Consider the following 23,857-nt stretch of genomic DNA (forward strand, 5'->3'; position numbering starts at 1 on the left):
TCCTTTTTCCCCCTCCACCTTCAACGCAGACGCCCCATCGCCATGGACGAGCCCATCGAGGACGGCACCGTCGCACTCATCGACGGCATCCGGCGCATCTACTACGACGGTTACTGGCTGAAGGTCTACGATCCGCCAGCCGACTCGCTCGACGCCAAGAAGAAGCTCATCCAGGCGCTGACCCGGCGGCTGTTCAACCACGTCGAACACGGCATCAACATCCCCGGCCGACGGCTCGAGGATGCGCGCCGCGCCTACGAGGCCGAGCAGGACCCCGAGCGCCAGCGGGTCAAGGGCGCGATGTACGCCGGCGCGATGTTCAACCGCGCCACCGACATCTTCACCAAGCTGGTGGAGTTGCAGGAACTCGGCATCGAGATCGAGACCGACAACCCGCTGATGCGCGAATGCGGCGGCTGCCTGCAGGAGGCACTCAAGCTCGGGCGCCTCGTGCTCCACCGCAGCGGCGAAGAGGGCATCGACGAACTCTGGGGCGAACCGTTCCGGGCCTTCTCGATTCCGGTCGAAGCCTTCTACGAGAGCCGTTACATCAAGATCGCCCAGGCCCTGCGCGAGATCGACCGGCTCACCGCGGTCATCGCGGCCACCTTCTCGGGCAACCAGCTGTTCCGGGGCGTGGCGCCGCTGGTCCAGGAGTTCGGCCGCATCGCCAAGATCAAGGCCGAGACCTTGCGTACGGATCCGGACATCTTCGATGTGTGGGCGGACTTCGTCGTCGCTTCCGAGCACCTCGGCGCCGTGGTGCCGGCGCTGGCGCCGATGGCCACCGAGCTCGAGCGCCAGCTCGCCACCGACGGCCTGCGCCTGATCCTGCAGGGACGCAACCTGGTCACCGACATCACCCGCGCGCGCGTCACCATGCCCAAGAGCGCGCTCGAGTACATCGAGCGCTGCGAAACCTACGCCGCCCGCGTGCAGGCCGCAGCGCGTCCGCCGCTCGCCGTTGCCGGCGGGCCGCTCGCGCGCTGAACGGGGCCGCCGGCCCCGTCACGGCCCCGCGGGCCGCAGGCTCAGACGATGATGCCGCCGCCCAGACAGACCTTCGACTCGTACACCACCACGCTCTGTCCAGGGGTGACTGCCCACTGCGGCTGGGCGAAGGCGATCTCGGCGCGACCGTCGGCGATGCGGTCGATCTCGCACGGCTGGTCGGGCGTGCGGTAACGCGGCTTGGCGGTGTACACCCAGTTGGTGTGCGGATCGCGGCCGGCGATCCAGTTGAGGTCGGTCGCCACCAGGCGGTCCTTGAGCAGCGCCGGATGGGCATGGCCCTGGACCGCATAGAGCACGTTGGCCTTGACGTCCTTGGCGGCGACATACCAGGCCTCGTGCTCGCCCGCCTCGTCCTGGTTGCCCTTGATGCCGCCGATGTGCAGGCCCTTGCGCTGGCCGATGGTGTGGTACATCAGGCCCTGGTGCTCACCGAGCACGCGGTCGTCGTCGAGGGCGCGGATCTCGCCCGGCTGGGTCGGCAGGTAGCGCATCAGGAACTCGCGGAAGGGGCGCTCGCCGATGAAGCAGATCCCGGTCGAGTCCTTCTTCTCGGCCACGTGCAGGCCGGCCTCGGCGGCGATCCTGCGCACTTCGCGCTTGTACAGCGCGCCGAGCGGGAACAGGGTCTTGGCGAGCTGCGCCTGATTGAGGCGATAGAGGAAGTAGCTCTGGTCCTTGGTGCCGTCCTCGGCCTTGAGCAGCTGGTACTCGGTGCGGCCGTCATTGGCCCACGGGCGCACCTGGGCATAGTGGCCGGTGGCGATGCGCTCGGCACCCAGCTGCATGGCGTGATCCAGGAAGCAGCGGAACTTGATCTCGGAGTTGCACAGCACGTCCGGGTTGGGTGTGCGGCCGGCCTCGTACTCGCGCAGGAAGTCGGCGAACACGCGATCCTTGTATTCGGCGCTGAAGTTCACCACCTCGAGGTCGATGCCGATCACGTCGCACACCGAGGCCACGTCGACCAGGTCCTGCCGGGTCGAGCAGTACTCGGAATCGTCGTCGTCCTCCCAGTTCTTCATGAACAGCCCGGTCACCTGGTAGCCCTGGCGCTTCAACAGCAGCGCGGTCACCGACGAGTCCACGCCGCCGGACATGCCGACCACCACCTTCATCCCCGCCCCGTCCTGCACTCCATCCTGCCTACTGGACATTCGGTCCACCTCCATTGAGCCATTCCGCGAGCGGCAGCACCACGGCCGGCTCGCCATTGTCGACGAACCAGCTGTCGACCACGTAACGTTGTCCCGGACGGTCCTCGCCGTCCACCTTCCCGGTTTCCCCGATCACCAGCCCGTCCTCGGTGCAGTTGCAGCTCGCCAGCGCCTGCCCGGGCGGCAGGCGGGCGATGCGTTCACCGGCCGACAGCACCTCGATCACCGCACTGAAATGCTGCAGGATCAGCCGCGTGCGGCGCGCCGGCTCGACCACGCGGTGAAAGCGTAGCGCGCCGCGCGCCTCCAGCAGTTCCAGCAGGCGCGTGGTCGAGGTCGAGTGGTCGATGCAATCCATCCGCCCATCCACACCCTGGTCGAGGAAATTCCCGCTGCGGTCCGCACCCACCGGCGTCTGCGTGGCTGCCAGCCGGTAGAGCCGGCCGACTTCCTCCGCGAGGCGCGCGCGCTCCTCCGCCGCGTCGCGCGCACCCGCCAGTCGCGCACTCATGCGCGCCAGCGTCGCCGCGTGGATGCTCACGCGCGCCTCGCGCATGCAGCCGTAGTTGTAGCAGATGCGCACCTCCACCGCGGCGTGGGCCGGCTGGATCGCCGCCTGGGCAATGAGCGCATTCAGCGCCAGCGCCAGCACCAGCGGCAGCAGCGCCCTCCATCCTCGCTGGCGCACCCTCACCTCAATGGTGGTGCACCAGCGCCAAGGGATGGCGCGCTCCGCCCAGCCAGTCCTCGACGCATTGCAGGATCAGCGGACTGCGGTGGCGGTCGGCGGTGGCGCGGATCTCGTCCGGTGTCATCCACACCGCGCGGACGATGCCCTCGTCCAGCGCCCGCCCGGTCTCCTCGGCCTCCACCCGACCGCCGTAGGCGAAGCGCAGGTAGGTGATGTCGCCCTGCGGCCGCGTCCACTGGTACACGCCGACGAGGTATTCGGGGACGAAGCGGTGCGCCGTCTCCTCGAGCACCTCGCGCGCGGTGGCCTCGAGCAGGGACTCGCCTTCCTCGAGGTGACCGGCCGGCTGGTTGAAGCGCAGGCCTTCGGGGGTCTCCTCCTCGACGAGCAGGAAGCGCCCGTCGCGCTCGATCACGGCCGCGACGGTAACGTTGGGTTTCCAGGGGCGATCCTTCAATTGACGGACTCCGGATGCGCGAAGGCCCGCATTCTAACCCGCCGCACCGACGCGCACCCAGGCGCCCCCTGCGGCGGGCGATCGGGCTCGACGGCCGCACGCATGCTCCACGCACGCCAGGCGCGTGATCGTCGCGCCTTTACGCTAGAATTCACGCACTTTGCGCCGGCGATCAGGCTGCGCGCGCAATTGACACCCATTCTGCGAACACTCATTCAGGCGGAGATTCTGATCATGTCCATGGCTGACCGCGACGGCTTCATCTGGCAGGACGGCAAGCTCGTCCCGTGGCGCGAGGCGACCACGCACGTCCTCACCCACTCGCTGCACTACGGCCTTGCCGTGTTCGAGGGCGTCAGGGCCTACAACACCGTCAGCGGCACCGCGATCTTCCGCCTCGCCGAGCACACCCAGCGCCTGCTCAACTCCGGCAAGATCTACATGATGGACATCCCGTACTCCAAGGATGAACTCATGGAGGCGCAGAAGGAGGTCGTGCGCGCGAACAAGCTGGAGTCCTGCTACCTGCGCCCGATCGCCTTCTACGGTTCGGAAAAGATGGGCATCTCCACCGTCGGCGCCACCGTGCATGTGGCGATCGCGGCCTGGCCGTGGGGCGCCTATCTCGGCGAGGAAGGCCTGCAGAAGGGCATCCGCGTGAAGACCTCGTCCTACACCCGTCACCACGTCAACTCGACGATGCCGCGCGCCAAGCTGGCCGCGACCTACCCGAACTCGATCCTCGCCAACCTCGAAGTCACCCGCATGGGCTACGACGAGGCGCTGCTGCTCGACAACCAGGGCTTCGTGGCCGAGGGTGCGGGCGAGAACCTCTTCATCATCAAGGACGGCCGCATCTACGAGCCCGAGATCGCCTCCGCCCTGACCGGCATCACCCGCGACTCGATCCACGTCATCGCCCGCGAGCTCGGCTACGAGATCGGCACCAAGCGCCTGACCCGCGACGACATCTACCTCGCCGACGAGGCCTTCTTCACCGGCACCGCGGCGGAAGTCACCCCGATCCGCGAGCTCGACGACCGCCAGATCGGCGAGGGCAAGCGCGGTCCGATCACCGAGAAGATCCAGGCCCGCTTCTTCGACGTGGTCAACGGACGCGCGCCGGAATACGCCCACTGGCTCGCCCACGTCTGATCTTCACTCGCTCCCAGGAATCCGCCATGGTTGAGAACACCGACAAGACCCAGGCCGTCGTCATCGCCGCCAAGGACCTCCCGCTGCACTGTCCGCCACCGGGTGCGCCGCTGTGGGCACGTCACCCCCGCGTCTTCCTCGACATCCTGAAGACCGGCGAAGCGGTGTGCCCGTACTGCAGCGCGCACTACGTGTTTGCAGGTGAGCGCCCGAAGGGCCACCACTGAACCCTGCGCCGGTCGCGCAGTCTTCAACACGGGGGCTTCGGCCCCCGTGCCTTTTGTGGCCCCAACCCGACGAAAGCCCGTGAGCAAAGCAAACTTCACCACCGCACTAGAGGCCGAGGCGGCGTTCTACCAGGCGCTGGCCGACGGCAATTTCGACGCACTGATGGCCGTCTGGTCGGAAGAGGAGGAGGTCGTCTGCGTTCATCCCGGCGGACCGCGCATCGTCGGCCTCGCCGCCGTGCGCGAGACCTGGCGGCAGCTCCTCGCCGAAGGCAACCGCATCAAGATCGACGTCAGTCAGGCCGTGGTCAGCGCGAGCGCAATGATGGCCATGCACTGCGTCTTCGAGCGCGTGGCCGCCGAGGGCCAGCTGCAGCGCGGACCGACCCTTGCCGCGACCAACGTGTATGTGCGCGGCCCGAACGGCTGGCGGATGGTGCTGCACCACGCCTCGCCGGTCCCCGAACACGCCGACTTCGGCGAGCTCTCGCCGCGCGTGGTGCATTGAACCTGCCCGCCTACCGCGCCCCCTGGTGGCTGCCCGGCGGCCATGCCCAGACCATCTTTCCGCTTGCCCGCAAGCGCGCCCTGCCCGCCTATCGCCGCGAACGCTGGGAGACGCCCGACGGCGACTTCATCGAACTCGACTGGGTCGCACCCGCCCGCGCCCCCCAATCCGGCGCGCGCAGGGAACACGCGCCCCTGCTCGTGCTGTTCCATGGCCTGGAGGGCAGCAGCCGGTCGCACTATGCGCGCAGCCTGATGCAGGCGGCAGCGGCGCGCGGATGGCAGGGCGTGGTTCCGCATTTCCGCGGCTGCGGCGGGACGCCCAATCGCCTTGCCCGCGCCTACCACTCTGGGGACAGCGCCGAGATCGACTGGATCCTGCGCCGCCTGCGCGTGCGCGCCGGGGGCGCGCCCTTGTTCGCTGCCGGCGTGTCGCTGGGCGGCAATGCCCTGCTCAAATGGCTCGGCGAGCGTGAGGGCGAAGCGGTCGGCGTGGCGGACGCCGCAGCGGCGATCTGCGCCCCGCTCGACCTCACGATCTCGGGCACGGCGCTCGGCGAGGGTTTCAATCGCATCTACACCCGCCACTTCCTCGCCACCCTGCGCGCCAAGGCGCTCGGCAAGTGCGCCGCGCACCCGGGCCGCTTCGACGACGGACGCATCGCCGCGGCGCGCACGCTGGCCGAATTCGACGATGCCTACACCGCGCCCGCGCACGGCTTCGACGGCGTCGCGGACTACTGGCGGCGCGCCTCGGCGCGGCCGTGGCTGGCAGGCATCCGCGTCCCCACGCTGGTCCTCAACGCGCGCAACGATCCCTTCGTGCCCGCGACCGCCCTGCCCGACCCGCGGAACCTGCCGCCAGCGGTGCGCTTCGAATGCCCCCGGGCGGGCGGCCACGTCGGCTTCCTCGGCGGCCCCTGGCCCGGCAGCCAGGACTGGCTGTGCGCGCGCGTGCTCGCGCATTTCGAGCACGCGCATTCAGCCTTAACCCCTACCTCGGTGGGGCCCTGACTCAGTCGCCGTAGACTTCGGCCGCGGCCAGGGGCACGCCCTGCGCGTCCTTGCCCGACAGCAGCGGGACGGCACCGTGCAGCGGCCAGTCGATGTCGATTTGCGGATCGTCCCAGGCGATGCAGCGCTCATGCTGCGGCGCGTAGTAGTCGGTGGTCTTGTAGAGGAAGTCCGCCGACTCGCTGAGCACCAGGAAACCATGCGCGAAACCGGGCGGAATCCACAGCTGGCGGTGATCGTCCTCGCCCAGCTCGACCCCCACCCACTGCCCGAAACGCGGCGAGGAACGACGCACATCCACCGCCACGTCGTACACCCGTCCGCGCACCACCCGCACCAGCTTGCCCTGTGGCTGCTGGAGCTGGTAGTGCAGGCCGCGCAACACCCCGCACGCCGAGCGCGAATGATTGTCCTGCACGAAATCGACGTCGAGGCCGGTCAGTTCGCGGAAGCTGCGCGCGTTCCAGCTCTCGAGGAAGAAGCCGCGCGTGTCGCCGAACACCTTGGGTTCGAGCACCAGCACCTCGGGCAGTGCGGTCGGAGTCGCTTTCATCGCCGCGGCCTCCTCAGAACACCCGGTCTTCGAGCAGGCGCAGCAGGTACTGGCCGTAGCCGCTCTTGGCGAGCGGCTGCGCCAGGGCACGCAGTTGCCCGGCGTCGATCCAGCCTGCACGCCAGGCGATCTCCTCCGGACAGGCGATCTTCAGGCCCTGGCGCTTCTCGATGGTCTGGATGAACATCCCCGCCTCGAGCAGGCTCTCGTGGGTGCCGGTGTCGAGCCAGGCGTGACCACGCCCCATGACCTGGACGTCGAGCGCGCCAGCCTCGAGATACAGGCGATTGAGATCGGTGATCTCGAGCTCGCCGCGCGCGCTCGGGCTCAAGCCGCGCGCGAGAGCGGATGCGCCTCCGTCATAGAAATAGAGACCGGTCACCGCGTAGCGGCTCTTCGGGCGGGCAGGCTTCTCCTCGAGGCTCACCGCACGGCCGGACGCATCGAACTCAACGACGCCATAGCGCTCGGGATCCTGCACCGGGTAGGCGAATACGGTCGCACCGCGCTCGCGTGCGCTCGCCGCACGCAGCTCGGCGGCGAAATCGTGGCCGTAGAACAGGTTGTCGCCGAGCACGAGGGCAGAGGGTCCGCCAGCGAGGAATTCCTCGCCGATCACCAGGGCCTGGGCGAGGCCATCGGGGCTGGGCTGCACGGCATAGCGCAGGCGCAGGCCCCAGCGACTGCCATCGCCGAGCAGCTGCTCGAAGCGCGGCGTGTCCTGCGGTGTCGAGATCAGCAGGATGTCCCGGATCCCGGCCAGCATGAGCGTGGCGAGCGGGTAATAGACCATAGGCTTGTCATAGACCGGCAGCAGCTGCTTGGATACGGCGAGCGTGGCCGGATGCAGGCGGGTGCCGGAACCTCCGGCGAGGATGATGCCCTTGCGTTGACTCATGGACGAGCGTGCTCCGCGAACGAGGAAAGGGCCGGCTCGGCCCGCGTATGGCGGCGATTGTAAACGAGCGCGACCGCAGCGCAGTCGCGCCCGTCCCCTGCGCCCCACCGCCCGCGACCCTCCGGGCGCATGTACGACGGGAGTGGCGCAGCTTAGAATCCGGCGTCGGCCGTGATCGCGCGCCCCTGCGCTCCGCCGGCCCAGACCCATACCGTCCCCTCACCCGCCCCCGAACGCCATGCGCTACACCCTGCCCGCTCCCGAGATCTTCAAGGCCTACGACATCCGCGGCATCGTCGATACCGTCCTCACACCCGATGCCGTGCGCGCCATCGGCCATGCGCTCGGCTCTGAAGCCGTGGCCCGCGGTCAGCGTGCGATCGCCGTGGGCCGCGACGGACGCCTGTCCGGCCCGGCGCTCGCCGGCGCGCTCGCCGAGGGCATCCGCGCCGCCGGGGTGGACGTCATCGACATCGGCTGCGTCCCCACCCCGCTCACCTACTTCGCCGCCTATCAGCTCGGCTGCGACTCCTGCGTGTCGGTCACCGGCAGCCACAACCCGCCCGACTACAACGGCCTCAAGATGGTGCTCGGCGGGCAGACCCTGCACGGCGACATGATCCAGGGGCTGCGCCGGCGCATCGCCGAGGACGAGCTCGCCCATGGCGCCGGCGCGCTGCGCACGGCCGACGTGCGCGCGGCCTACATCGAGCGCATCGCCGCCGACGTGAAGCTCGCGCGCCCGATGAAGATCGTCGTCGACTGTGGCAACGGCGTCGCCGGCGGCGTCGCTCCCGAGCTCTTCCGCCGCCTCGGCTGCGAGGTGGTCGAGCTCTTCTGCGCGGTCGACGGCAATTTCCCCAACCACCACCCCGACCCGTCGAAACCGGAGAACCTGCAGGACGTGATCCGTGCGCTGCGCGACACGGACGCCGAGCTGGGCCTCGCCTTCGACGGCGACGGCGACCGCCTCGGCGTGGTGACCAAGGACGGCGAGATCATCTTCCCCGACCGCCAGCTGATGCTGTTCGCCGAGGACGTGCTCGCACGCGTGCCGGGCGGCGAGATCATCTACGACGTCAAATGCACGCGGAACCTCGCGCCGTGGATCCGCGCCCGTGGCGGCAAGCCGACGATGTGGAACACCGGGCACGCGCTGGTCAAGGCCAAGCTCAGGGAAACCGGTGCGCCGCTTGCCGGCGAGATGAGCGGCCACATGTTCTTCAAGGAGCGCTGGTTCGGCTTCGACGACGGGCTGTACGCCGGCGCCCGCCTGCTCGAGATCCTGTCCGCGCGTGCCGATGCCAACGCGGCGCTGAAGGCGCTGCCTGATGCGGTGAGCACACCGGAGCTCAACCTGAAGATGGCCGAGGGCGAACCCTTCGAGCTCGTGCGCCGGCTGCGCGAGGCCGCGCTCGCTGCGCCGTCATGCTTCCCTGACGCACGCGAGGTGATCACGCTCGACGGCGTGCGCGTCGAGTTCGCCCGGGGCTTTGGCCTCGCGCGGCCGTCGAACACCACGCCGGTGGTCGTGCTGCGTTTCGAGGCTGACGACGCCGATGCGCTGGCAGCGATCCAGCAGGCCTTCCGACGTGCCCTCGACGGCGTCTGGCCGGGCCTGGCGCTGCCCTTTTGACGGAAGCGCGCCGGCAAAAGTGGCGGGACGCGCAATTCCGCACGGACGGCGCGCGAATCCACCGGTCGAAGGCGCACACGCGTGCTAGCGTGGCGTTCTGGACATGATCCAAAGGGAGAGGAGCAGGATGGAAACACCCGCGCGCAGCGACCGCAATCTCGAGCACGCCCTCAAGGCCGTACCCATTCCATCCTGCCCGGGCGTGCTCGCGCAGATGATGGACGAACTGCGCCAGCCGCAGGTGAGCGGCAAGCGGATCGCTGCATTGATCGGCAAGGACGTGGGCCTGGCCGCCGTGGTCGTCAAGTCGGCAAACTCTCCAGTGTTCGGATCGGGCCGGCGGATCGGCTCGGTGGACGAGGCGATCCGCCTGCTCGGCTTCGGCACGCTCGCCAACCTCGTCCAGGAGGCCCTGCTGCGCAGCGCGATCGCCGACCCCGGCGCGGCGCTCGAGCGCTTCTGGGACAACTCGCGCTACACCGCCGCCGCAAGTGCGCTGGCCGCGCGCAAGACCGGGGCCGCACGCCCCGAGACCGCCTACACTTTCGGGCTCTTCCACGACTGCGGCATTCCGCTGCTGGTCAAGCGCTTCGCCAACTACAAGCAGGTGCTCGGCCTCGCCAACCAGGCCACCGAGCGCTGGTTCACCGAGATCGAGGACGAAGCCTTCAACACCAATCACGCCACCATCGGCTACCTGCTGGCGCGCTCATGGGGGCTCACCGACACGGTGTGCGACGGCATCCAGTGCCACCACGACTATTCGGTGCTGGAAGACGGTGCGGGCCTGGAAACCGAATCGCGCGCGCTGATCGCGCTCAACCTGATCGGCGAATACGTCGCCGGCACCCATCTGCGCACCCGGCGCGACGCCGAATGGGACAAGGGACGTGCTGCGGCGGCCCGTTTCCTCGGCTATTCGGCGACTGAACTGGACGACCTCGCCGACGACCTCGTCTACCGCTTCGACCGCCAGGGCAGCGAGGAGCCGGCCTGAGCGCCGGCACGCTCGCGCGCTACGGGCGGCGCACCTGCGTCACGCCGGCTCGAGCTTGGCGACCGCAAGCAGCAACCATTTCACCCCTGCCGGCCCGAAGTTGATCTGCACCTTGGCGTCGCTCCCGCTGCCCTCCGCCGCGACGATCACGCCTTGGCCGAATTTCGCATGCGCCACCGTCTGGCCGATGCGCAGGCCGTTGGGCAGCGTGGCGAAGCCCGGGCGCGGGGCGCGCTGCACCTGCGCGCCGTTCGCCGACGGCTTGAAGTAGCCGCCGCCCATGCCGCCCATCGCCCCGCCCGCGGCCGAGCGCGGATTCGGCGGTGTCAGCCACTTCGTCAGCTCCGCGGGAATTTCCTCCAGGAAGCGCGAGCGCAGGTTGTAGCGCGTCTGGCCGTGCAGCATGCGGCTCTGCGCGAAGGACAGGTAGAGCCGCTCGCGCGCCCGCGTGACCGCCACGTACATCAGCCGGCGCTCCTCCTCCAGGCCGTCGGTTTCCAGGATGCTGTTCTCGTGCGGGAACAGGCCCTCCTCCAGACCGGACAGGAACACCACGTTGAACTCCAGCCCCTTGGCCGAATGCACCGTCATCAGCTGCACCGCGTCGGCGCCCTGGTCGGCCTGGTGGTCGCCGGCCTCGAGCGAGGCGTGGGCGAGGAAGTCGGCCAGCAGCGCGTGCGGCTGCGCCAGCGCTTCCGCCTCGGCCTGCGACTCGGCGAGGAAGTTGGCCGCTGCGTTGATCAGCTCGTCCAGGTTCTCCAGCCGTTCGCGGCCTTCCTTGTCGGCCTTGTAGTGCGCGCGCAGACCGCTGAGCTCGAGCACGTGATCGACCAGTTCCGGCAGCGGCAGGCCGGACGTGTCCCGGCGCAGGTCCTCGACCAGGCGCACGAACTGCCCCAGCGAGGTGCCCGGCTTGCCGGTGAGGTGGGGCACGGTGGCGTACAGGCTGGTGTTGTAGACGCGGGCGGCGTCGGTCAGCGCCTCGAGCGAGCGCGCGCCGATACCGCGGGTGGGGAAATTCACCACGCGCGCGAACGAGGTGTCGTCGTCCGGGTTGGCGATCAGGCGAAGGTAGGCGAGCGCGTGCTTGATCTCCTGGCGTTCGAAGAAGCGCAGCCCACCATAGACCCGATACGGGATGCCGGCCGAGAACAGCTGGTGCTCGAGCACCCGCGACTGGGCGTTGGAGCGATACAGCAGGGCAATCTCGCTGCGTAGCGCGCCGTCGCGCACCAGCGACTGGATCTCCTCGACGATCCAGCGCGCCTCGTCGCCGTCCGCGTAGGCCTCGAACACGCGGATCGGCTCGCCCGCGCCCTGGTCGGTCCACAGGTTCTTGCCCAGGCGGTTGGCGTTGTGGCGGATGATCGCGTTGGCGGCGTCGAGGATGTTGCTGTGCGAGCGGTAGTTCTGCTCGAGGCGGATGACGTTGTGCACCCGGAACTCGCGCTCGAAGTCGCGCATGTTGCCGACCTCGGCGCCGCGGAAGCGATAGATGCTCTGGTCGTCGTCGCCGACGCAGAACATCGCCGCACCGCCCTCGCGGCCCTCGTCGGCGAAGAGCTTGAGCCAGCGGTACTGCAGGCGGTTGGTGTCCTGGAACTCGTCGACCAGGATGTGGCGGAAGCGGCGCTGGTAGTGGCGGCGCAGCGGCTCGTTGCGCTCGAGCAGCTCGTAGCTGCGCAGCAGCAACTCCGCAAAATCCACAACAGACTCGCGCTGGCACTGCGCCTCATACTCCTGATACAGCTGGACGCGCTGGCGGGTGTAGTCGTCCCAGGCCTCGACCGCGTGCGGCCGGTTGCCGGCTTCCTTCTGGCCATTGATGAAGTGCTGCAGCTCGCGCGGCGGGAATTTTTCGTCGTCGACGTTGAGCGTCTTCAGCAGGCGCTTGATGGCAGCGAGCTGGTCGCCCGAATCGAGAATCTGGAACAGCTGCGGCAGCCCGGCGTCGCGATGGTGGGCGCGCAGCAGGCGGTTGGCGAGACCGTGGAAGGTGCCGATCCACATGCCGCGCGTGCTCACCGGCAGCATGGAAGACAGGCGGGCGAGCATCTCCTTGGCCGCTTTGTTCGTGAATGTAACCGCCAGGATGCCGGCTGCATCGACCTGGCCGGACTGGACCAGCCAGGCGATGCGGGTGGTCAGAACGCGGGTCTTGCCCGAACCGGCGCCAGCCAGGATCAGCGCGTGTTGCGGTGGCAGGGTCACGGCCTGCAGTTGTTCGGTATTCAGGTTGGCTAGCAGCGTGGACATCGGTTTTCCTTTTCGACGGGCCATTGTATCGGCAGCACCGCAAACCGCCGCACCCGTGCCTCGGACCCACAGTGTTGCACGGCAGCAACAGCGTGCTTGCAGCCCGCCGAGATTGCGCTAAATTGCAATTGTGCGCCGCACAAAATCAGACCGAAAAGCGGAACCTTTTCACGGCACCCCTGGTCGGATTTGTGGAAAATCAAGGAAGACTGGTGGTGCGTTACCTACATTGCACCACAACATCAATGAGGGATCGGTCGCCCAGGAAGCGGCCGACCACAAACGGCGCCGTACCCCGGACCGAATGGAGAACGCATCATGAAAACGCCCAAGCTGTTGCCTTGGTATGCCCGCAAGGCGGGTGTCTCAATCGAACGCGCCGAGACCCTCTGGCGCAAGGCCGTGCGCCAGGCCACGCTCGATACGGGCTGGGTCGGCAACGCCGAATACTGGGGGTCGGCGATGGATCACTTCACCCGACTCCTCGAGGAAGAGCGCTCCACCTTGTGCGCACCTCGCGTCGTGCCCTACGTGCGCGCACAGAACCGCATGTGGCGCCTGCCGCTGCTCGCGATGGAAGACGTGTTCGCGGCCGTCCACGCCAACTGGCAGCGCCAGACCGCCTCCACGCGTCGCGTCGCCTGATCACCGGCGCTGCCTGGCGGCGCCCAGACGTTTTGTTGTCTCCCTCCCTCCTTGATTGGAGATTCGGCACTCCCCCTCGCGGCGGAGTGCCATTTTTTTGCCTGCCTGCGGCCCACCGCGGTCAGCCCTGAGCGCCCACCGCCTGCGGCGGGCGCATCCGGTTCCGGGTATACTGGCGTGTTTTCAACGCCATCCAGCCCGCACGCCCGCCATGCAGGACATCATGCAGGACAAATACCAGCCCGCCGCCGTCGAAACGGCCGCCCAGCAGCACTGGGACTCCACCGACGCCTTCCGCGTCACCGAGGACACGAGCAAGCCCAAGTACTACTGCCTGTCGATGTTCCCCTACCCCTCGGGCAAGCTGCACATGGGGCACGTGCGCAACTACACGATCGGCGACGTGCTCGCGCGCTTTCACCGCATGAAGGGCTTCAACGTGCTGCAGCCGATGGGCTGGGACGCCTTCGGCATGCCGGCCGAGAACGCCGCGATCCAGAACAACGTGCCGCCGGCGAAGTGGACCTACGCCAACATCGACTACATGAAGGCGCAGCTCAAGCGCCTCGGCTTCGCCATCGACTGGTCGCGCGAGCTCGCCACCTGCACTCCCGAGTACTACCGCTGGGAGCAGTGGCTGTTCACCCGCCTGTTCGAGAAGGGCCTGATCTACAAGCGCCTCGGCACGGTCAACTGGGACCCGGTCGATGAGACCGTGCTCGCCAACGAGCAGGTCATCGACGGCCGCGGCTGGCGCTCGGGTGCGCTGGTCGAGAAGCGCGAGATCCCCATGTACTACATGAAGATCACCGCCTACGCCGACGAGCTGCTGTCCGCGCTCGACGATCTGCCGGACTGGCCCGAGCAGGTCAAGCTGATGCAGAAGAACTGGATCGGCCGCTCGGAAGGCGTGGAGATCAGCTTCCCCTTTGATGTCTCCAGCATCGGCCACGAGGGCGCGCTGAAGGTCTTCACCACCCGCGCCGACACCCTGATGGGCGCGACCTATGTCGCGGTGGCCGCCGAGCACCCGCTCGCCACCCAGGCCGCCGCCAGCAACCCGGCGCTCGCCGAGTTCATCGAGGAATGCAAGCGCGGCGGCGTCGCCGAGGCCGACATCGCCACGATGGAGAAGAAGGGCATGGCCACCGGCCTCAAGGTGCGCCACCCGCTCTCCGACGAGCCGCTCGAGGTCTGGGTCGCCAACTACGTGCTGATGGGCTACGGCGAAGGCGCCGTGATGGCGGTGCCGGCGCATGACGAGCGCGACTTCGCCTTCGCCACCAAGTACGCGCTGCCGATCCGCATGGTGGTCGGCTCGGACGCCTACGCCGATACCGTCGCCCCCTGGCAGGACGCCTACGCCGACCATGGCCGCCTGGTGAATTCCGGCAAGTACGACGGGCTGGACTTCCAGGGCGCGGTCGATGCGATCGCCGCCGACCTCGCCGCCCGGGGCCTGGGCGCCAAGCGCGTGCAGTACCGCCTGCGCGACTGGGGCATCTCGCGCCAGCGCTACTGGGGCTGCCCGATCCCGATGATCCACTGCGCCGACTGCGGCGACGTGCCGGTGCCCGACGAGCAACTGCCGGTGGTGCTGCCCGAGAACGTCGAGATCACCGGCCGCGGCTCGCCGCTGGCCAAGATGGCTTCGTTCTACGAATGCAGCTGCCCCAAGTGCGGCAAGCCGGCCAGGCGCGAGACCGACACCATGGACACCTTCGTCGAGTCGTCCTGGTATTTCCTGCGCTACGCCTGCGCCGACAGCACGACGGCGATGGTGGACGAGCGTGTGAACTACTGGGCGCCGGTCGACCAGTACATCGGCGGCATCGAGCACGCCATCCTGCACCTGCTCTACTCGCGTTTCTTCACCCGCGCGATGCGCGACTGCGGCCTGGTCGATGTGTCCGAGCCCTTCAGCGCCCTGCTCACCCAGGGCATGGTGGTGGCCGAGACCTACTACCGCGAGCTCGACGGCGGCAAGAAGCAGTGGATCAACCCGGCCGACGTGGTGGTCGAGCGTGACGAGCGCGGCCGCATCGTCGCCGCCAAGCTCGAGTCCGACGGCCTGCCGGTCGTCATTGGCGGTACCGAGAAGATGTCGAAGTCGAAGAACAACGGCGTCGACCCGCAGTCGCTGGTGGACCAGTACGGCGCCGACACCGCGCGCCTGTTCATGATGTTCGCCGCGCCGCCCGATCAGCAGCTCGAGTGGTCCGACTCCGGCGTCGAGGGCGCCTCGCGCTTCCTGCGCCGGGTGTGGAACTATGGCCACGCCTTCGCCACCGGGACGCGCGCCGCGCTGCCCGCCGCGCGCGCGCTCGCCGCCGGCACGCTGCCCGCCGCGGCGGCCGACGTGCGCCGCGAGATCCACACCCACCTCAAGCAGGCGAGCTACGACTTCGGCAAGCACCAGTTCAACACCGTGGTGTCGGCGGCGATGAAGATCCTCAATGCGCTCGAGAAGGCGCACAAGGATCTGGCCGACACCGAACCGGCGGCGCACGCCGAGGTCGCCGAGGAAGGCTTCTCGATCCTGCTGCGCCTGCTGTCGCCGATCACCCCGCACATCTGCCACGCGCTGTGGCAGGACTGCGGCTTCGGCAGCGACATCCTCGCCGCGCAGTGGCCGGAGGTCGCCGCGGACGCGCTCAAGCAGGACGAGATCGAACTCGTGGTGCAGGTCAACGGCAAGCTGCGCGGCAGCATCAAGGTCGCCGCCGACGCCGCGAAGGCCGACATCGAGGCGCTCGCCCTGGCATCCGAAGCCGCGCAGAAGTTCATGGAAGGCAAGCCACCGAAGAAGGTCGTGGTCGTGCCCGGCCGCCTGGTCAACATCGTCGTCTGAGGAAGTCGCGCATGTCCGTCCGCCGTCCCCTGCTCGATGCCGGCGAGGCCGGCATGCGCACCGCCGCCCGCGACGAGGTGGCCTCGTCCGTACCGCAACCGACGTGCAGGCGCCGCGTGCTGCTTGCCGGCGGCGCACTCGCGGCGCTGTCGCTGGCTGGCTGCGGCTTCCGCCTGCGCGGCCCGCAAGCGCTCGATTTCGCCACCCTGCACATCAACACCCCCCCGGAGACCGAGCTCGGGGCGCAACTGCGTCGCCTGGTCGCGACCAGTGGCACCACGCGTGTGATCGAGGAGGCCGAGCACGCCGAGGCCCGCCTGCAGATCCTCGGCAACAGCCGCGGGCGCGAGATCCTGAGCCTCACCGGCGCAGGCAAGGTGCGCGAATACCAGCTCGTGCAGAGCCTGCGCTTCCAGCTCCTCGACAGGTCGGGCACCCCGCTGATCGCCCCCACCAGTCTGTCGGCGCGACGCGAATACACCTTCGACGACAGTCAGGTGCTGGGCAAGGAGCAGGAGGAGGCCCTGCTCTACCGTGACATGCAGAACGACCTCGTGCAGCAGATGATGCGCCGCCTCGCTGCCGCCAGGCGTGCCCGCTGAGCGCAGGTGAGCGTGCCGGGGCAGTGCGGGATGCGCATGCGCGGCGGCCCACGGCGGCAGCCGCGGGGTGAAGCCTGCACGGCCCACTCGTGATCGCAAGGCCATGAACCTGCGCCCAGACCAGTTCGCCGTCCAGCTCGAGCGACCGCTTGCGCCGCTGTGGCTGTTGCACGGCAACGAACCCTTGCTGGTGCTCGAGGCCGCCGACGCGATCCGCGCCGCCGCCCGCCGTCAAGGCTTCGAGGAGCGCGAGACCCTGGTCGTGGGCCAGGGCTTCAAGTGGGACGCGTTGACGCTGGCGGCGGGCAACATGTCGCTGTTCGGCGGCGCCAAGCTGATCGATCTGCGCATCCCCACCGGCAAGCCAGGACGCGATGGCGGCGACGCCCTGCAGCGCTACATCGCCGCCCTGCCGGCACAGACGCTGACCCTGATCACCCTCCCCGAAGTGGATTGGCAGACGCGCAAGACGGGCTGGTTCAAGGCGCTCGCCGAGGCTGCGGCCACGCTCGAGCTCAACGCCCCGGAGCGCGAGCGCCTTCCCGAGTGGGTCGGCCGCCGGCTCGCCACGCAGAAGCAGTCCGCGCCACCGGAGGCGCTCGCCTTCATCGCCGACCATGTCGAAGGCAACCTGCTCGCCGCCCACCAGGAGATCCTCAAGCTCGGCCTGCTGCACGGAGAGGGCGCGCTGACGCTCGAGCAGGTGCAGGACGCCGTGCTCAACGTCGCCCGCTACGACATCGACAAGCTGCGTCTGGCCGTGCTCGAGGGCGACCCGGCGCGCTGCGCCCGCCTGCTCGACGGTCTCAGGGGCGAAGGCGCGGCGCCGCCGCTGGTACTCTGGGCGCTCGCCAACGAGACGCGCACCCTGGCCAGCCTGTGCGCCGGCCGCGACGCCGGCCAGCCGCTGCCCGCGCTGTTCAAGGCCGAACGCATCTTCGATCCGCGCCGCCAGCAGCTCATCGGCCGCGCCCTGAGTCGACTCACCCAAGGCGGCCTGCGCGCCGCACTGATGCACGCCGCACGCATCGACCGCGTCATCAAGGGCCTCGCCTCCGGGGACGTGTGGGACGAGTTCCTCCAGCTCGCGCTGCGGCTTGCGGCGCGCCACCAGAGACCGTAGCAGCGGATCCTGTGGGAGCAGGCTTGCCCGCAGATATGCTGAGGCGGCAGACGCTCGAACAGCGGACGACACGCCCGCCGCTGCCCGAACCGGTTCCATCCGCGCCGTGTTCGATGCTTTAATGCCGGTCTATCCGCAGCGCAGCAAGGCTGCGCCGAACATCGCCCGGAATCGCCCCCGAATGGACATCCAGCATTACATGCAGACCCTCGGCCGCCAGGCCCGCGCCGCCTCGCGCGTGCTCGCCGCGGCGTCGACCGAAGCCAAGAACGCCGCGCTGATCGCAATGGCTGCCGAGATCCGCGCCCGCCGCGCCGAACTGCTCGCCGCCAACGCCCACGACCTTGAAGAAGCACGCGCAGCCGGCCTCGAGCCGGCGCTGATCGACCGCCTGACGCTCAACGAAAAAGGTGTCGAGGCCATGGCCCAGGGCCTCGAGCAGGTCGCCGCCCTGCCCGACCCTGTGGGCGAGATGACCGACATCAAGCGCCGCCCGTCCGGCATCCAGCTCGGCAAGATGCGGGTGCCGCTGGGCGTGATCGGCATCATCTACGAGGCCCGCCCGAACGTCACCGCGGACGCCGCGGCGCTGTGCCTGAAGTCGGGCAATGCCGCGATCCTGCGCGGCGGCAAGGAGGCAATCAACGCCAACCGCGCGATCGCCGCCTGCGTGCGTGCAGGCCTGCTGGCTGCAGGCCTGCCCGAGCACGCGGTGCAGGTGGTCGAGACCACCGACCGCGAGGCCGTGGGCGCCATGATCACGATGCCCGAGTACGTGGACGTGATCGTGCCGCGCGGCGGCAAGGGCCTGATCGAGCGCATCTCCAAGGACGCGCGCGTGCCGGTCATCAAGCACCTCGACGGCAACTGCCATGTGTATATCGATGACGAGGCCGATCCCGTCAAGGTCGTGCCCATCGTCGAGAACGCCAAGACCCAGCGCTACGGCACCTGCAACACCGCCGAGTCGCTGCTGGTGGCGCGCGATGTCGCCGACATCTACCTGCCCGAGATCGGCCGCATGTTGGCAGCCAAGGGCGTCGAGATGCGCTGCTGCGCGGAGTCGCTCGCCCTGCTCGGCGCGGCCGGCGTCGACGCCGCCCGGTTGGTCGCGGCAACCGAGTCGGACTGGCGCGAGGAATACCTGGCGCCGATCATCGCGGTGAAGCTGGTGGAGGGGGTCGACGAGGCGATCGCCCACATCAACACCTACAGCTCCGGCCACACCGAAGCGATCGTCACCGAGAACTATTCCCACGCCATGCGCTTCCTGCGCGAGGTAGATTCCTCCTCGGTGATGGTCAATGCCTCGACCCGCTTCGCCGACGGCTTCGAGTACGGCCTCGGCGCGGAGATCGGCATTTCGACCGACAAGATCCACGCCCGCGGCCCGGTGGGTCTCGAGGGGCTGACCAGCCAGAAATGGATCGTCTTCGGTAACGGCGAAGTGCGCCGCTGATCCCGGGACGCTTCGACGATACTCAGGTTCAGGACATCCGATGCTTCGCCTCATCCGCCCCCTGCTCGCGGCGGCCCTGCTCTCGACCGGCCTCGCCCAGGCTGCCACCGTGCTCGGCAATGTCGAATTCAAGCCCCGCGAGACCGTTCAGCAGCAAGCGCTGCAGCTCAATGGCGCCGGTGTGCGCACCCGTCTCGGCTTCAAGGTGTATGTGATGGGCCTCTACCTGCGCGCCCCTCGCACCGACGCCGAGGCGATCATCCGCGATCGCGGCGAGAAGCGTATCCGGATCGTGCCGATTCATGACCTCGAGGCCCGCCAGTTCGGCGACGCCCTCGTCGCCGGACTCGAAAAGAACCATGACGCTGCGGCGCTCACCGCACTCAAGCCCGCGTCGGATGCGCTGCTTGCCGCCCTCAACGCGGTGGGCGCCGTCAAGGCCGGGACCGAGATCCACATCGACCAGCTCGGGAACGGCGCCACCCGACTTTCCGTTGATGGCCAGCAACAAGGCGAGGACATCGAGGACAAGGGCCTGTATCCGGCGCTGTTGCGCATCTGGCTGGGCGAGCGCCCCGCCGACCCCGAGCTGCGCAACGCCCTCATCAAGCGGCCGCAATGAAAACGACGCCAGCGCCGGCCGAACGCGAACCGGCGACGAACGAAGCGGGCTGCGACGTGCGCGCCGGCTTCGATGCGGTCATCGCCTTGCCCTTCGGCCCCTTCGGCATACACGCCCGTGACGGCGTTCTCCAGGAGCTCACCTTCCTGCCGCCGGGCACGGCGCTGCTCGACCCGCGCAACGCCACCGCAGGTGCGGCTGCGCATGCCCTGCGCGCATGGATCGAGGACCCCGATGAGCCCTTTCCTGTGCCGCTGGCGGTCCGTGGAACGCCTTTCCGCGAGCGCGTATGGGCAGCCATCCGCGCCATCCCGCGCGGCCGGACCGCAAGCTACGGCGAACTCGCCGTCCGGCTCGGCAGCGCGCCGCGCGCGGTCGGCCAGGCCTGCGGCGCCAATCCTTTCCCGCTCGTCGTACCCTGCCACCGCGTGACCGCGGCGCACGGGCTGGGCGGCTTCGCCAACGCACGCGAGGGCTGGTTGCTCGAGGTCAAGCGCTGGCTGCTTGCCTTCGAAGGCGCGCTGTGAGCGCGCGTCCGCCGGCTGTCGAAGCCGGACTGCAGGCGCACCATCGGCGCGCGCTGGATCATTTCACCGACGCCCTGTGGCTCGAGCACGGACTCGCGCGCAACACACTGGCAGGCTATCGCAGCGACCTCGCGCGCTTCGCCGCCTGGCTCGAGTCGCGCGGGCGCAGCCTTGCCGCTGCCACCGCGGCCGAGCTCGCCGCCTATCTGGCCGAATTCAGCTGCAGCGCCAAACCGGCCAGCCAGCGCCGCCTGCTCGCCGCATGGCGGCGCTATTACCGCCTGCTGCTGGCCAATCGCGAGATCACCGAGGATCCTACCCTCCTGCTCGATTCGCCCATGCCCGCGGAACGCTTCCCGAAGACGCTCAGCGAGGCCCAGGTCGAAGCGCTGCTCGCCGCGCCGGACCCGTCCACGCCGCAGGGCCTGCGCGACCGCTGCATGCTCGAGGTGCTTTATGCGGCCGGGCTGCGGGTGTCGGAACTGGTTGGCCTCAAGGTGTTCGCCGTCGGACTCGGTGAAGGCGTGCTCCGCGTCATGGGCAAGGGCAGCAAGGAGCGCCTCGTCCCGCTCGGCGAGATCGCCGTGGACTGGCTGCAGCGCTATCTGCGCGAGGCACGCCCCGCCCTGCTCGCTGGCAGGGTCTGCGACGAGGTTTTCGTCACCCGATTGGGCGCCGGCATGACAAGACAGATGTTCTGGCGCATCATCAAACAGCACGCAATCGAGGCCGGCATCGCCCGCGAGCGAATCTCGCCGCACACCCTGCGGCATGCGTTCGCCACGCACTTGCTCAATCACGGCGCGGATTTGCGCGTGGTTCAATTGCTGCTTGGCCATGCCGACATTTCCACGACGCAGATCTATACCCACGTGGCACGCGAGCGCCTCAAGCAATTGCATGCAAGACACCATCCGCGCGCATGAGCCGAGTGCGGCGCATGGGCCCGAGCCCGCCCACGATGCGCGCAATGAAAGAAATTGACCTGAGCCGCGGCCGCAAGGCCCCCTCCCAATCGGGATAAATGATGAGCAGACAAGATATTCACGCCCCGGAAACCCCGGCCACGCGATTTCTCCGCCAGCACGGAATTGCATTTTCCAGTCATCTTTACGCGTACGAGGAACACGGCGGCACGAGCGTATCGGCCCGCGAACTCAATGTCAGCGAGCACGCGGTGATCAAGACGCTGGTCATGGAGAACGAAAACGCGCAGCCGCTGATCGTGCTCATGCACGGCGATCACAAGGTATCGACGAAAGAACTCGCACGCCAGATTCCATGCAAGCACGTCGAAACCTGCAAACCCGAAACCGCCAATCGCCACAGCGGTTATCTTGTCGGCGGAACGTCGCCGTTCGGCACGCGCAAGAAAATGCCGGTCTATATCGAGCGCACCATCCTCGATCTTCCGCTCATCTATATCAATGGCGGCAGACGCGGCTTCCTCGTCGGCATTCATCCCCACGACCTGATGCGCGTGCTGCAGCCCAAGCTGGTTCAAGTCGCCAACTGATCTCGTCATTGAATCGCTGACGGGAACGGGCCCCCAGGGTTCGACACTTAACCCCGATTTTCGCGCCTTTTCGGAAAGTGACTCCAGTTCCGGCGCGGGTTTGAAGGCCATGATCGCAAAAGTGCTGTGGTGGCACGTTTGTAACAGCCACCGCCAAACTTGACGGCACTTTGTAGGTCGCTAAAGTGGCGGCATGCACGTCAAGCTCACCACCTCCGGAGGCCGCCGCTACGTCCAACTCGTCGAGTCCTATCGCGACGAGGCGGGACGAGTGAAGAAGCGCACCGTCGCCACGCTCGGCCGCGCCGAACAGGTCGATGGGTCGCTCGACGCGGTCATCAACGGCCTGCTGAAGATCACCGGTCGCGAACCGATGGGCGCCAAGCCGCCGGCGCCCACGGTGTCGTTCGAGTCCGCGCGGGCACTCGGTAACGTGTGGGCGCTGACCGAGCTGTGGAAGTCGCTGGGCTTCTCGGAGCTGCGGCGGGTATTTCGCCGTACGCGCCGCACCACGGACGTGGAAGCGCTGATCCGGCTGATGGTGCTCAACCGCCTGTGCGACCCTGAATCCAAACTCGGCGTGCTGCGCTGGGTGCAGACGGTGGCGCTGCCCGACTTCGGGCCGAAGGCGGTCACGCACCAGCAGTTGCTGCGCAGCCTCGATGCGCTGATGGATCATCAGGACGAGGTCGATGCGGTGGTCGCCGGGCTGCTTCGCCCGCTGATCGATCAGGATCTCTCGGTGGTCTTCTACGACCTCACGACGATCCGAAGCGAAGGACTCAGCCAGCAGGCCGGCGACGTGCGCCAGTACGGCATGGCCAAGGAGGGGCTGATTGCCCGCCAGTTCATGCTGGGTGTGGTGCAGACCGCCGAAGGGCTGCCGATCTACCACGAGGTGTTCGACGGCAACACGGCCGAGACGCGCACCCTGCTGCCCACGCTCACCCAGGTGCTCGAGCGCTTCCCGTCGGTGCAGCGCCTGGTGCTGGTGGCCGACCGGGGGCTGCTCAGCCTGGACAATCTCGAAGCGCTGAAGGCCGTGCGCTTGGCCAGCGGCAAGCCGCTCGAATTCATCGTCGCCGTGCCCGGTCGGCGCTACAACGAGTTCATCGAGCTGCTCGAACCCTTCCACGAAGCGCAGTGCGCTGGCGCCACGCAGGAGGTCATCTCGGAGCACACCTGGAACGACCTTCGGTTGGTGGTCGCGCACGATCCCGCGACGGCCGCAACCAAGACCGAGCAGCGCAATGAGCGTGTCGACGCGCTGATCCGCCAGGCGGACCAATGGTCGGGCAAGCTCACCGAGCAGGATGAAGGCGTGAAGCACCGAGGGCGCAAGCTCTCGGACAGCGGCGCCAAGGCGCGCTTCTACCACGCGGTCAGCGAAGCGCACCTGTCGCGCATCATCAAGGTGGATCTGAGCGAGGAGCTCTTCAGCTACCACATCGACGACAAGGCGAAGCGTCTTGCCGAAATGATGGACGGCAAGCTGCTGCTGGTCACCAACGCCGAGGGCCTCGCCGCGCAGAGCGTGATTCAGCGTTACAAGTCGCTCGCCGATATCGAGCGCGGTTTCAAGGTGCTCAAGTCCGAGATCGAGATCGGCCCGGTGTATCACCGCCTGCCCGAGCGGATCCGCGCGCACGCGTCGATCTGCTTCATGGCGCTGATCCTTCACCGGGTGATGCGCAGTCGCCTGAAGGCGGCCAATGCGGGCTACACGCCCGAGCGGGCGCTCGAGCAACTGCAGCGCATCCAGCATCACCGCGTGCGCCTGAACGGCGGCGAGCCGGTGGCGGGGGTGTCGACGCTCAGCACGGAACAGAACGAGGTGCTTCATGCATTGGGGATAGAAAAACCAGCGGCGCCGGAGCAGTTGGCGCTGTTGTAGTGGCATTTTTGAAAGTGCGATCTAGCAAAAACAAGCACTTGCGAGCGTAACTGTCGAAC

At 68.2% G+C, this 23,857-nt stretch carries 23 protein-coding genes; 17 read left to right on the forward strand and 6 right to left on the reverse strand.

The genetic code is table 11. The features are described 5' to 3' along the window. Positions 1-42: 42 nt before the first annotated feature. A complete protein-coding gene (locus AAG895_RS14770; protein ID WP_345792756.1) occupies positions 43-990 on the forward strand; it encodes a hypothetical protein in 948 nt (315 codons plus the stop codon). Between the two features lie 41 nt (positions 991-1,031). On the opposite strand, the gene mnmA is transcribed toward AAG895_RS14770, so the two are convergent. The 3 genes from mnmA to AAG895_RS14785 are packed head-to-tail and all read right to left on the reverse strand — an operon-like array spanning position 1,032 to position 3,316. Continuing rightward, positions 1,032-2,129, reverse strand: a complete 1,098-nt coding sequence (mnmA, locus tag AAG895_RS14775; RefSeq protein ID WP_345795303.1) for a tRNA 2-thiouridine(34) synthase MnmA — start codon at positions 2,127-2,129, stop codon at positions 1,032-1,034. A 28-nt stretch (positions 2,130-2,157) separates the two neighbouring features. Continuing rightward, entirely contained in the window at positions 2,158-2,805 is a 648-nt protein-coding gene (locus tag AAG895_RS14780) for a hypothetical protein (RefSeq protein WP_345795304.1), read from the reverse strand. A 58-nt stretch (positions 2,806-2,863) separates the two neighbouring features. Beyond that, a complete protein-coding gene (locus AAG895_RS14785; RefSeq protein WP_345792757.1) occupies positions 2,864-3,316 on the reverse strand; it encodes an NUDIX hydrolase in 453 nt (150 codons plus the stop codon). Between the two features lie 234 nt (positions 3,317-3,550). Here AAG895_RS14785 and AAG895_RS14790 point away from each other — a divergent pair, with 234 nt between their 5' ends. The 4 genes from AAG895_RS14790 (at position 3,551) to AAG895_RS14805 (ending at position 6,219) form a co-directional block, all read left to right on the forward strand. Continuing rightward, a complete protein-coding gene (locus tag AAG895_RS14790) occupies positions 3,551-4,471 on the forward strand; it encodes a branched-chain amino acid transaminase (RefSeq protein ID WP_345792758.1) in 921 nt (306 codons plus the stop codon). Between the two features lie 26 nt (positions 4,472-4,497). Beyond that, positions 4,498-4,698, forward strand: a complete 201-nt coding sequence (locus AAG895_RS14795) for a zinc-finger domain-containing protein (protein WP_281049403.1) — start codon at positions 4,498-4,500, stop codon at positions 4,696-4,698. A 79-nt stretch (positions 4,699-4,777) separates the two neighbouring features. Further along, positions 4,778-5,206 (forward strand): nuclear transport factor 2 family protein, encoded by a 429-nt coding sequence (locus AAG895_RS14800; protein WP_345792759.1) that lies wholly within the window; start codon positions 4,778-4,780, stop codon positions 5,204-5,206. Positions 5,207-5,208: 2 nt separating this feature from the next. Beyond that, the gene (locus AAG895_RS14805; RefSeq protein WP_345795305.1) at positions 5,209-6,219 is read left to right on the forward strand and encodes a hydrolase; all 1,011 of its coding nucleotides are present in this window, start codon (positions 5,209-5,211) and stop codon (positions 6,217-6,219) included. Between the two features lies 1 nt (position 6,220). Here the strand turns inward: AAG895_RS14805 and rfbC are convergent, their stop codons facing one another. Next, on the reverse strand, positions 6,221-6,772 hold the full coding sequence (gene rfbC / locus AAG895_RS14810; protein WP_345792760.1) for a dTDP-4-dehydrorhamnose 3,5-epimerase: 552 nt from the start codon (positions 6,770-6,772) through the stop codon (positions 6,221-6,223). Between the two features lie 13 nt (positions 6,773-6,785). Then, positions 6,786-7,670 carry a glucose-1-phosphate thymidylyltransferase RfbA gene (gene rfbA / locus AAG895_RS14815; RefSeq protein WP_345792761.1) on the reverse strand — a complete coding sequence of 295 codons (885 nt, stop codon included), beginning with the start codon at positions 7,668-7,670 and terminating at the stop codon, positions 6,786-6,788. Between the two features lie 238 nt (positions 7,671-7,908). Between rfbA and AAG895_RS14820 the strand changes: the two genes are divergently transcribed. Both AAG895_RS14820 and AAG895_RS14825 read left to right on the forward strand, forming a co-directional pair. Then, on the forward strand, positions 7,909-9,306 hold the full coding sequence (locus AAG895_RS14820) for a phosphomannomutase/phosphoglucomutase (RefSeq protein ID WP_345792762.1): 1,398 nt from the start codon (positions 7,909-7,911) through the stop codon (positions 9,304-9,306). 127 nt (positions 9,307-9,433) lie between these two features. Next, a complete protein-coding gene (locus tag AAG895_RS14825) occupies positions 9,434-10,303 on the forward strand; it encodes an HDOD domain-containing protein (protein WP_345792763.1) in 870 nt (289 codons plus the stop codon). Between the two features lie 39 nt (positions 10,304-10,342). On the opposite strand, the gene AAG895_RS14830 is transcribed toward AAG895_RS14825, so the two are convergent. Then, positions 10,343-12,559 (reverse strand): UvrD-helicase domain-containing protein, encoded by a 2,217-nt coding sequence (locus tag AAG895_RS14830; protein ID WP_345792764.1) that lies wholly within the window; start codon positions 12,557-12,559, stop codon positions 10,343-10,345. Between the two features lie 318 nt (positions 12,560-12,877). Between AAG895_RS14830 and AAG895_RS14835 the strand changes: the two genes are divergently transcribed. From AAG895_RS14835 to AAG895_RS14880, 10 genes are all read left to right on the forward strand, one after another. Further along, positions 12,878-13,204, forward strand: coding sequence for a hypothetical protein (locus AAG895_RS14835; RefSeq protein WP_345792765.1), 327 nt, complete (start codon positions 12,878-12,880; stop codon positions 13,202-13,204). 223 nt (positions 13,205-13,427) lie between these two features. Then, positions 13,428-16,055, forward strand: coding sequence for a leucine--tRNA ligase (gene leuS / locus AAG895_RS14840; protein ID WP_345795306.1), 2,628 nt, complete (start codon positions 13,428-13,430; stop codon positions 16,053-16,055). A 53-nt stretch (positions 16,056-16,108) separates the two neighbouring features. Next, positions 16,109-16,657: an LPS assembly lipoprotein LptE gene (lptE, locus tag AAG895_RS14845; RefSeq protein WP_345795307.1), complete on the forward strand. Its 549-nt coding sequence runs from the start codon at positions 16,109-16,111 to the stop codon at positions 16,655-16,657. A 103-nt stretch (positions 16,658-16,760) separates the two neighbouring features. After that, positions 16,761-17,780 (forward strand): DNA polymerase III subunit delta, encoded by a 1,020-nt coding sequence (holA, locus tag AAG895_RS14850; protein WP_345792766.1) that lies wholly within the window; start codon positions 16,761-16,763, stop codon positions 17,778-17,780. Positions 17,781-17,961: 181 nt separating this feature from the next. Next, positions 17,962-19,239, forward strand: a complete 1,278-nt coding sequence (locus AAG895_RS14855) for a glutamate-5-semialdehyde dehydrogenase (RefSeq protein ID WP_345792767.1) — start codon at positions 17,962-17,964, stop codon at positions 19,237-19,239. 40 nt (positions 19,240-19,279) lie between these two features. Further along, entirely contained in the window at positions 19,280-19,861 is a 582-nt protein-coding gene (locus tag AAG895_RS14860) for a chalcone isomerase family protein (protein WP_345792768.1), read from the forward strand. Next, entirely contained in the window at positions 19,858-20,388 is a 531-nt protein-coding gene (locus tag AAG895_RS14865; protein ID WP_345792769.1) for a methylated-DNA--[protein]-cysteine S-methyltransferase, read from the forward strand. The genes AAG895_RS14860 and AAG895_RS14865 overlap by 4 nt, the downstream gene beginning before the upstream one ends. Then, positions 20,385-21,314 (forward strand): site-specific tyrosine recombinase XerD, encoded by a 930-nt coding sequence (gene xerD, locus AAG895_RS14870; RefSeq protein WP_345792770.1) that lies wholly within the window; start codon positions 20,385-20,387, stop codon positions 21,312-21,314. Before AAG895_RS14865 ends, xerD begins: the two co-directional genes overlap by 4 nt. Before the next feature lie 101 nt (positions 21,315-21,415). Further along, positions 21,416-21,904 (forward strand): Cys-tRNA(Pro) deacylase, encoded by a 489-nt coding sequence (gene ybaK / locus AAG895_RS14875; protein WP_345792771.1) that lies wholly within the window; start codon positions 21,416-21,418, stop codon positions 21,902-21,904. A gap of 193 nt (positions 21,905-22,097) precedes the next feature. Continuing rightward, positions 22,098-23,798, forward strand: a complete 1,701-nt coding sequence (locus AAG895_RS14880; protein ID WP_345791802.1) for an IS1634 family transposase — start codon at positions 22,098-22,100, stop codon at positions 23,796-23,798. Positions 23,799-23,857: the final 59 nt, after the last annotated feature.

Origin of the sequence: Thauera sp. JM12B12, from assembly GCF_039614725.1 — a bacterium.
GTDB lineage: Bacteria > Pseudomonadota > Gammaproteobacteria > Burkholderiales > Rhodocyclaceae > Thauera.

Bases quoted from the DNA above. Each gene is read 5' to 3' on its own strand.
- leuS (WP_345795306.1), top strand. From the start codon at position 13,428: ATGCAGGACAAATACCAGCCCGCCGCCGTCGAAACGGCCGCCCAGCAG.
- ybaK (WP_345792771.1), top strand. From the start codon at position 21,416: ATGAGCAGACAAGATATTCACGCCCCGGAAACCCCGGCCACGCGATTT.
- AAG895_RS14820 (WP_345792762.1), top strand. From the start codon at position 7,909: ATGCGCTACACCCTGCCCGCTCCCGAGATCTTCAAGGCCTACGACATC.
- AAG895_RS14865 (WP_345792769.1), top strand. From the start codon at position 19,858: ATGAAAACGACGCCAGCGCCGGCCGAACGCGAACCGGCGACGAACGAA.
- rfbC (WP_345792760.1), bottom strand. From the start codon at position 6,772: ATGAAAGCGACTCCGACCGCACTGCCCGAGGTGCTGGTGCTCGAACCC.
- AAG895_RS14855 (WP_345792767.1), top strand. From the start codon at position 17,962: ATGGACATCCAGCATTACATGCAGACCCTCGGCCGCCAGGCCCGCGCC.
- AAG895_RS14860 (WP_345792768.1), top strand. From the start codon at position 19,280: ATGCTTCGCCTCATCCGCCCCCTGCTCGCGGCGGCCCTGCTCTCGACC.
- AAG895_RS14830 (WP_345792764.1), bottom strand. From the start codon at position 12,559: ATGTCCACGCTGCTAGCCAACCTGAATACCGAACAACTGCAGGCCGTG.
- AAG895_RS14795 (WP_281049403.1), top strand. From the start codon at position 4,498: ATGGTTGAGAACACCGACAAGACCCAGGCCGTCGTCATCGCCGCCAAG.
- lptE (WP_345795307.1), top strand. From the start codon at position 16,109: ATGCGCACCGCCGCCCGCGACGAGGTGGCCTCGTCCGTACCGCAACCG.
- AAG895_RS14835 (WP_345792765.1), top strand. From the start codon at position 12,878: ATGAAAACGCCCAAGCTGTTGCCTTGGTATGCCCGCAAGGCGGGTGTC.
- mnmA (WP_345795303.1), bottom strand. From the start codon at position 2,129: ATGAAGGTGGTGGTCGGCATGTCCGGCGGCGTGGACTCGTCGGTGACC.
- AAG895_RS14880 (WP_345791802.1), top strand. From the start codon at position 22,098: ATGCACGTCAAGCTCACCACCTCCGGAGGCCGCCGCTACGTCCAACTC.
- AAG895_RS14770 (WP_345792756.1), top strand. From the start codon at position 43: ATGGACGAGCCCATCGAGGACGGCACCGTCGCACTCATCGACGGCATC.
- rfbA (WP_345792761.1), bottom strand. From the start codon at position 7,670: ATGAGTCAACGCAAGGGCATCATCCTCGCCGGAGGTTCCGGCACCCGC.
- AAG895_RS14825 (WP_345792763.1), top strand. From the start codon at position 9,434: ATGGAAACACCCGCGCGCAGCGACCGCAATCTCGAGCACGCCCTCAAG.
- AAG895_RS14790 (WP_345792758.1), top strand. From the start codon at position 3,551: ATGTCCATGGCTGACCGCGACGGCTTCATCTGGCAGGACGGCAAGCTC.
- holA (WP_345792766.1), top strand. From the start codon at position 16,761: ATGAACCTGCGCCCAGACCAGTTCGCCGTCCAGCTCGAGCGACCGCTT.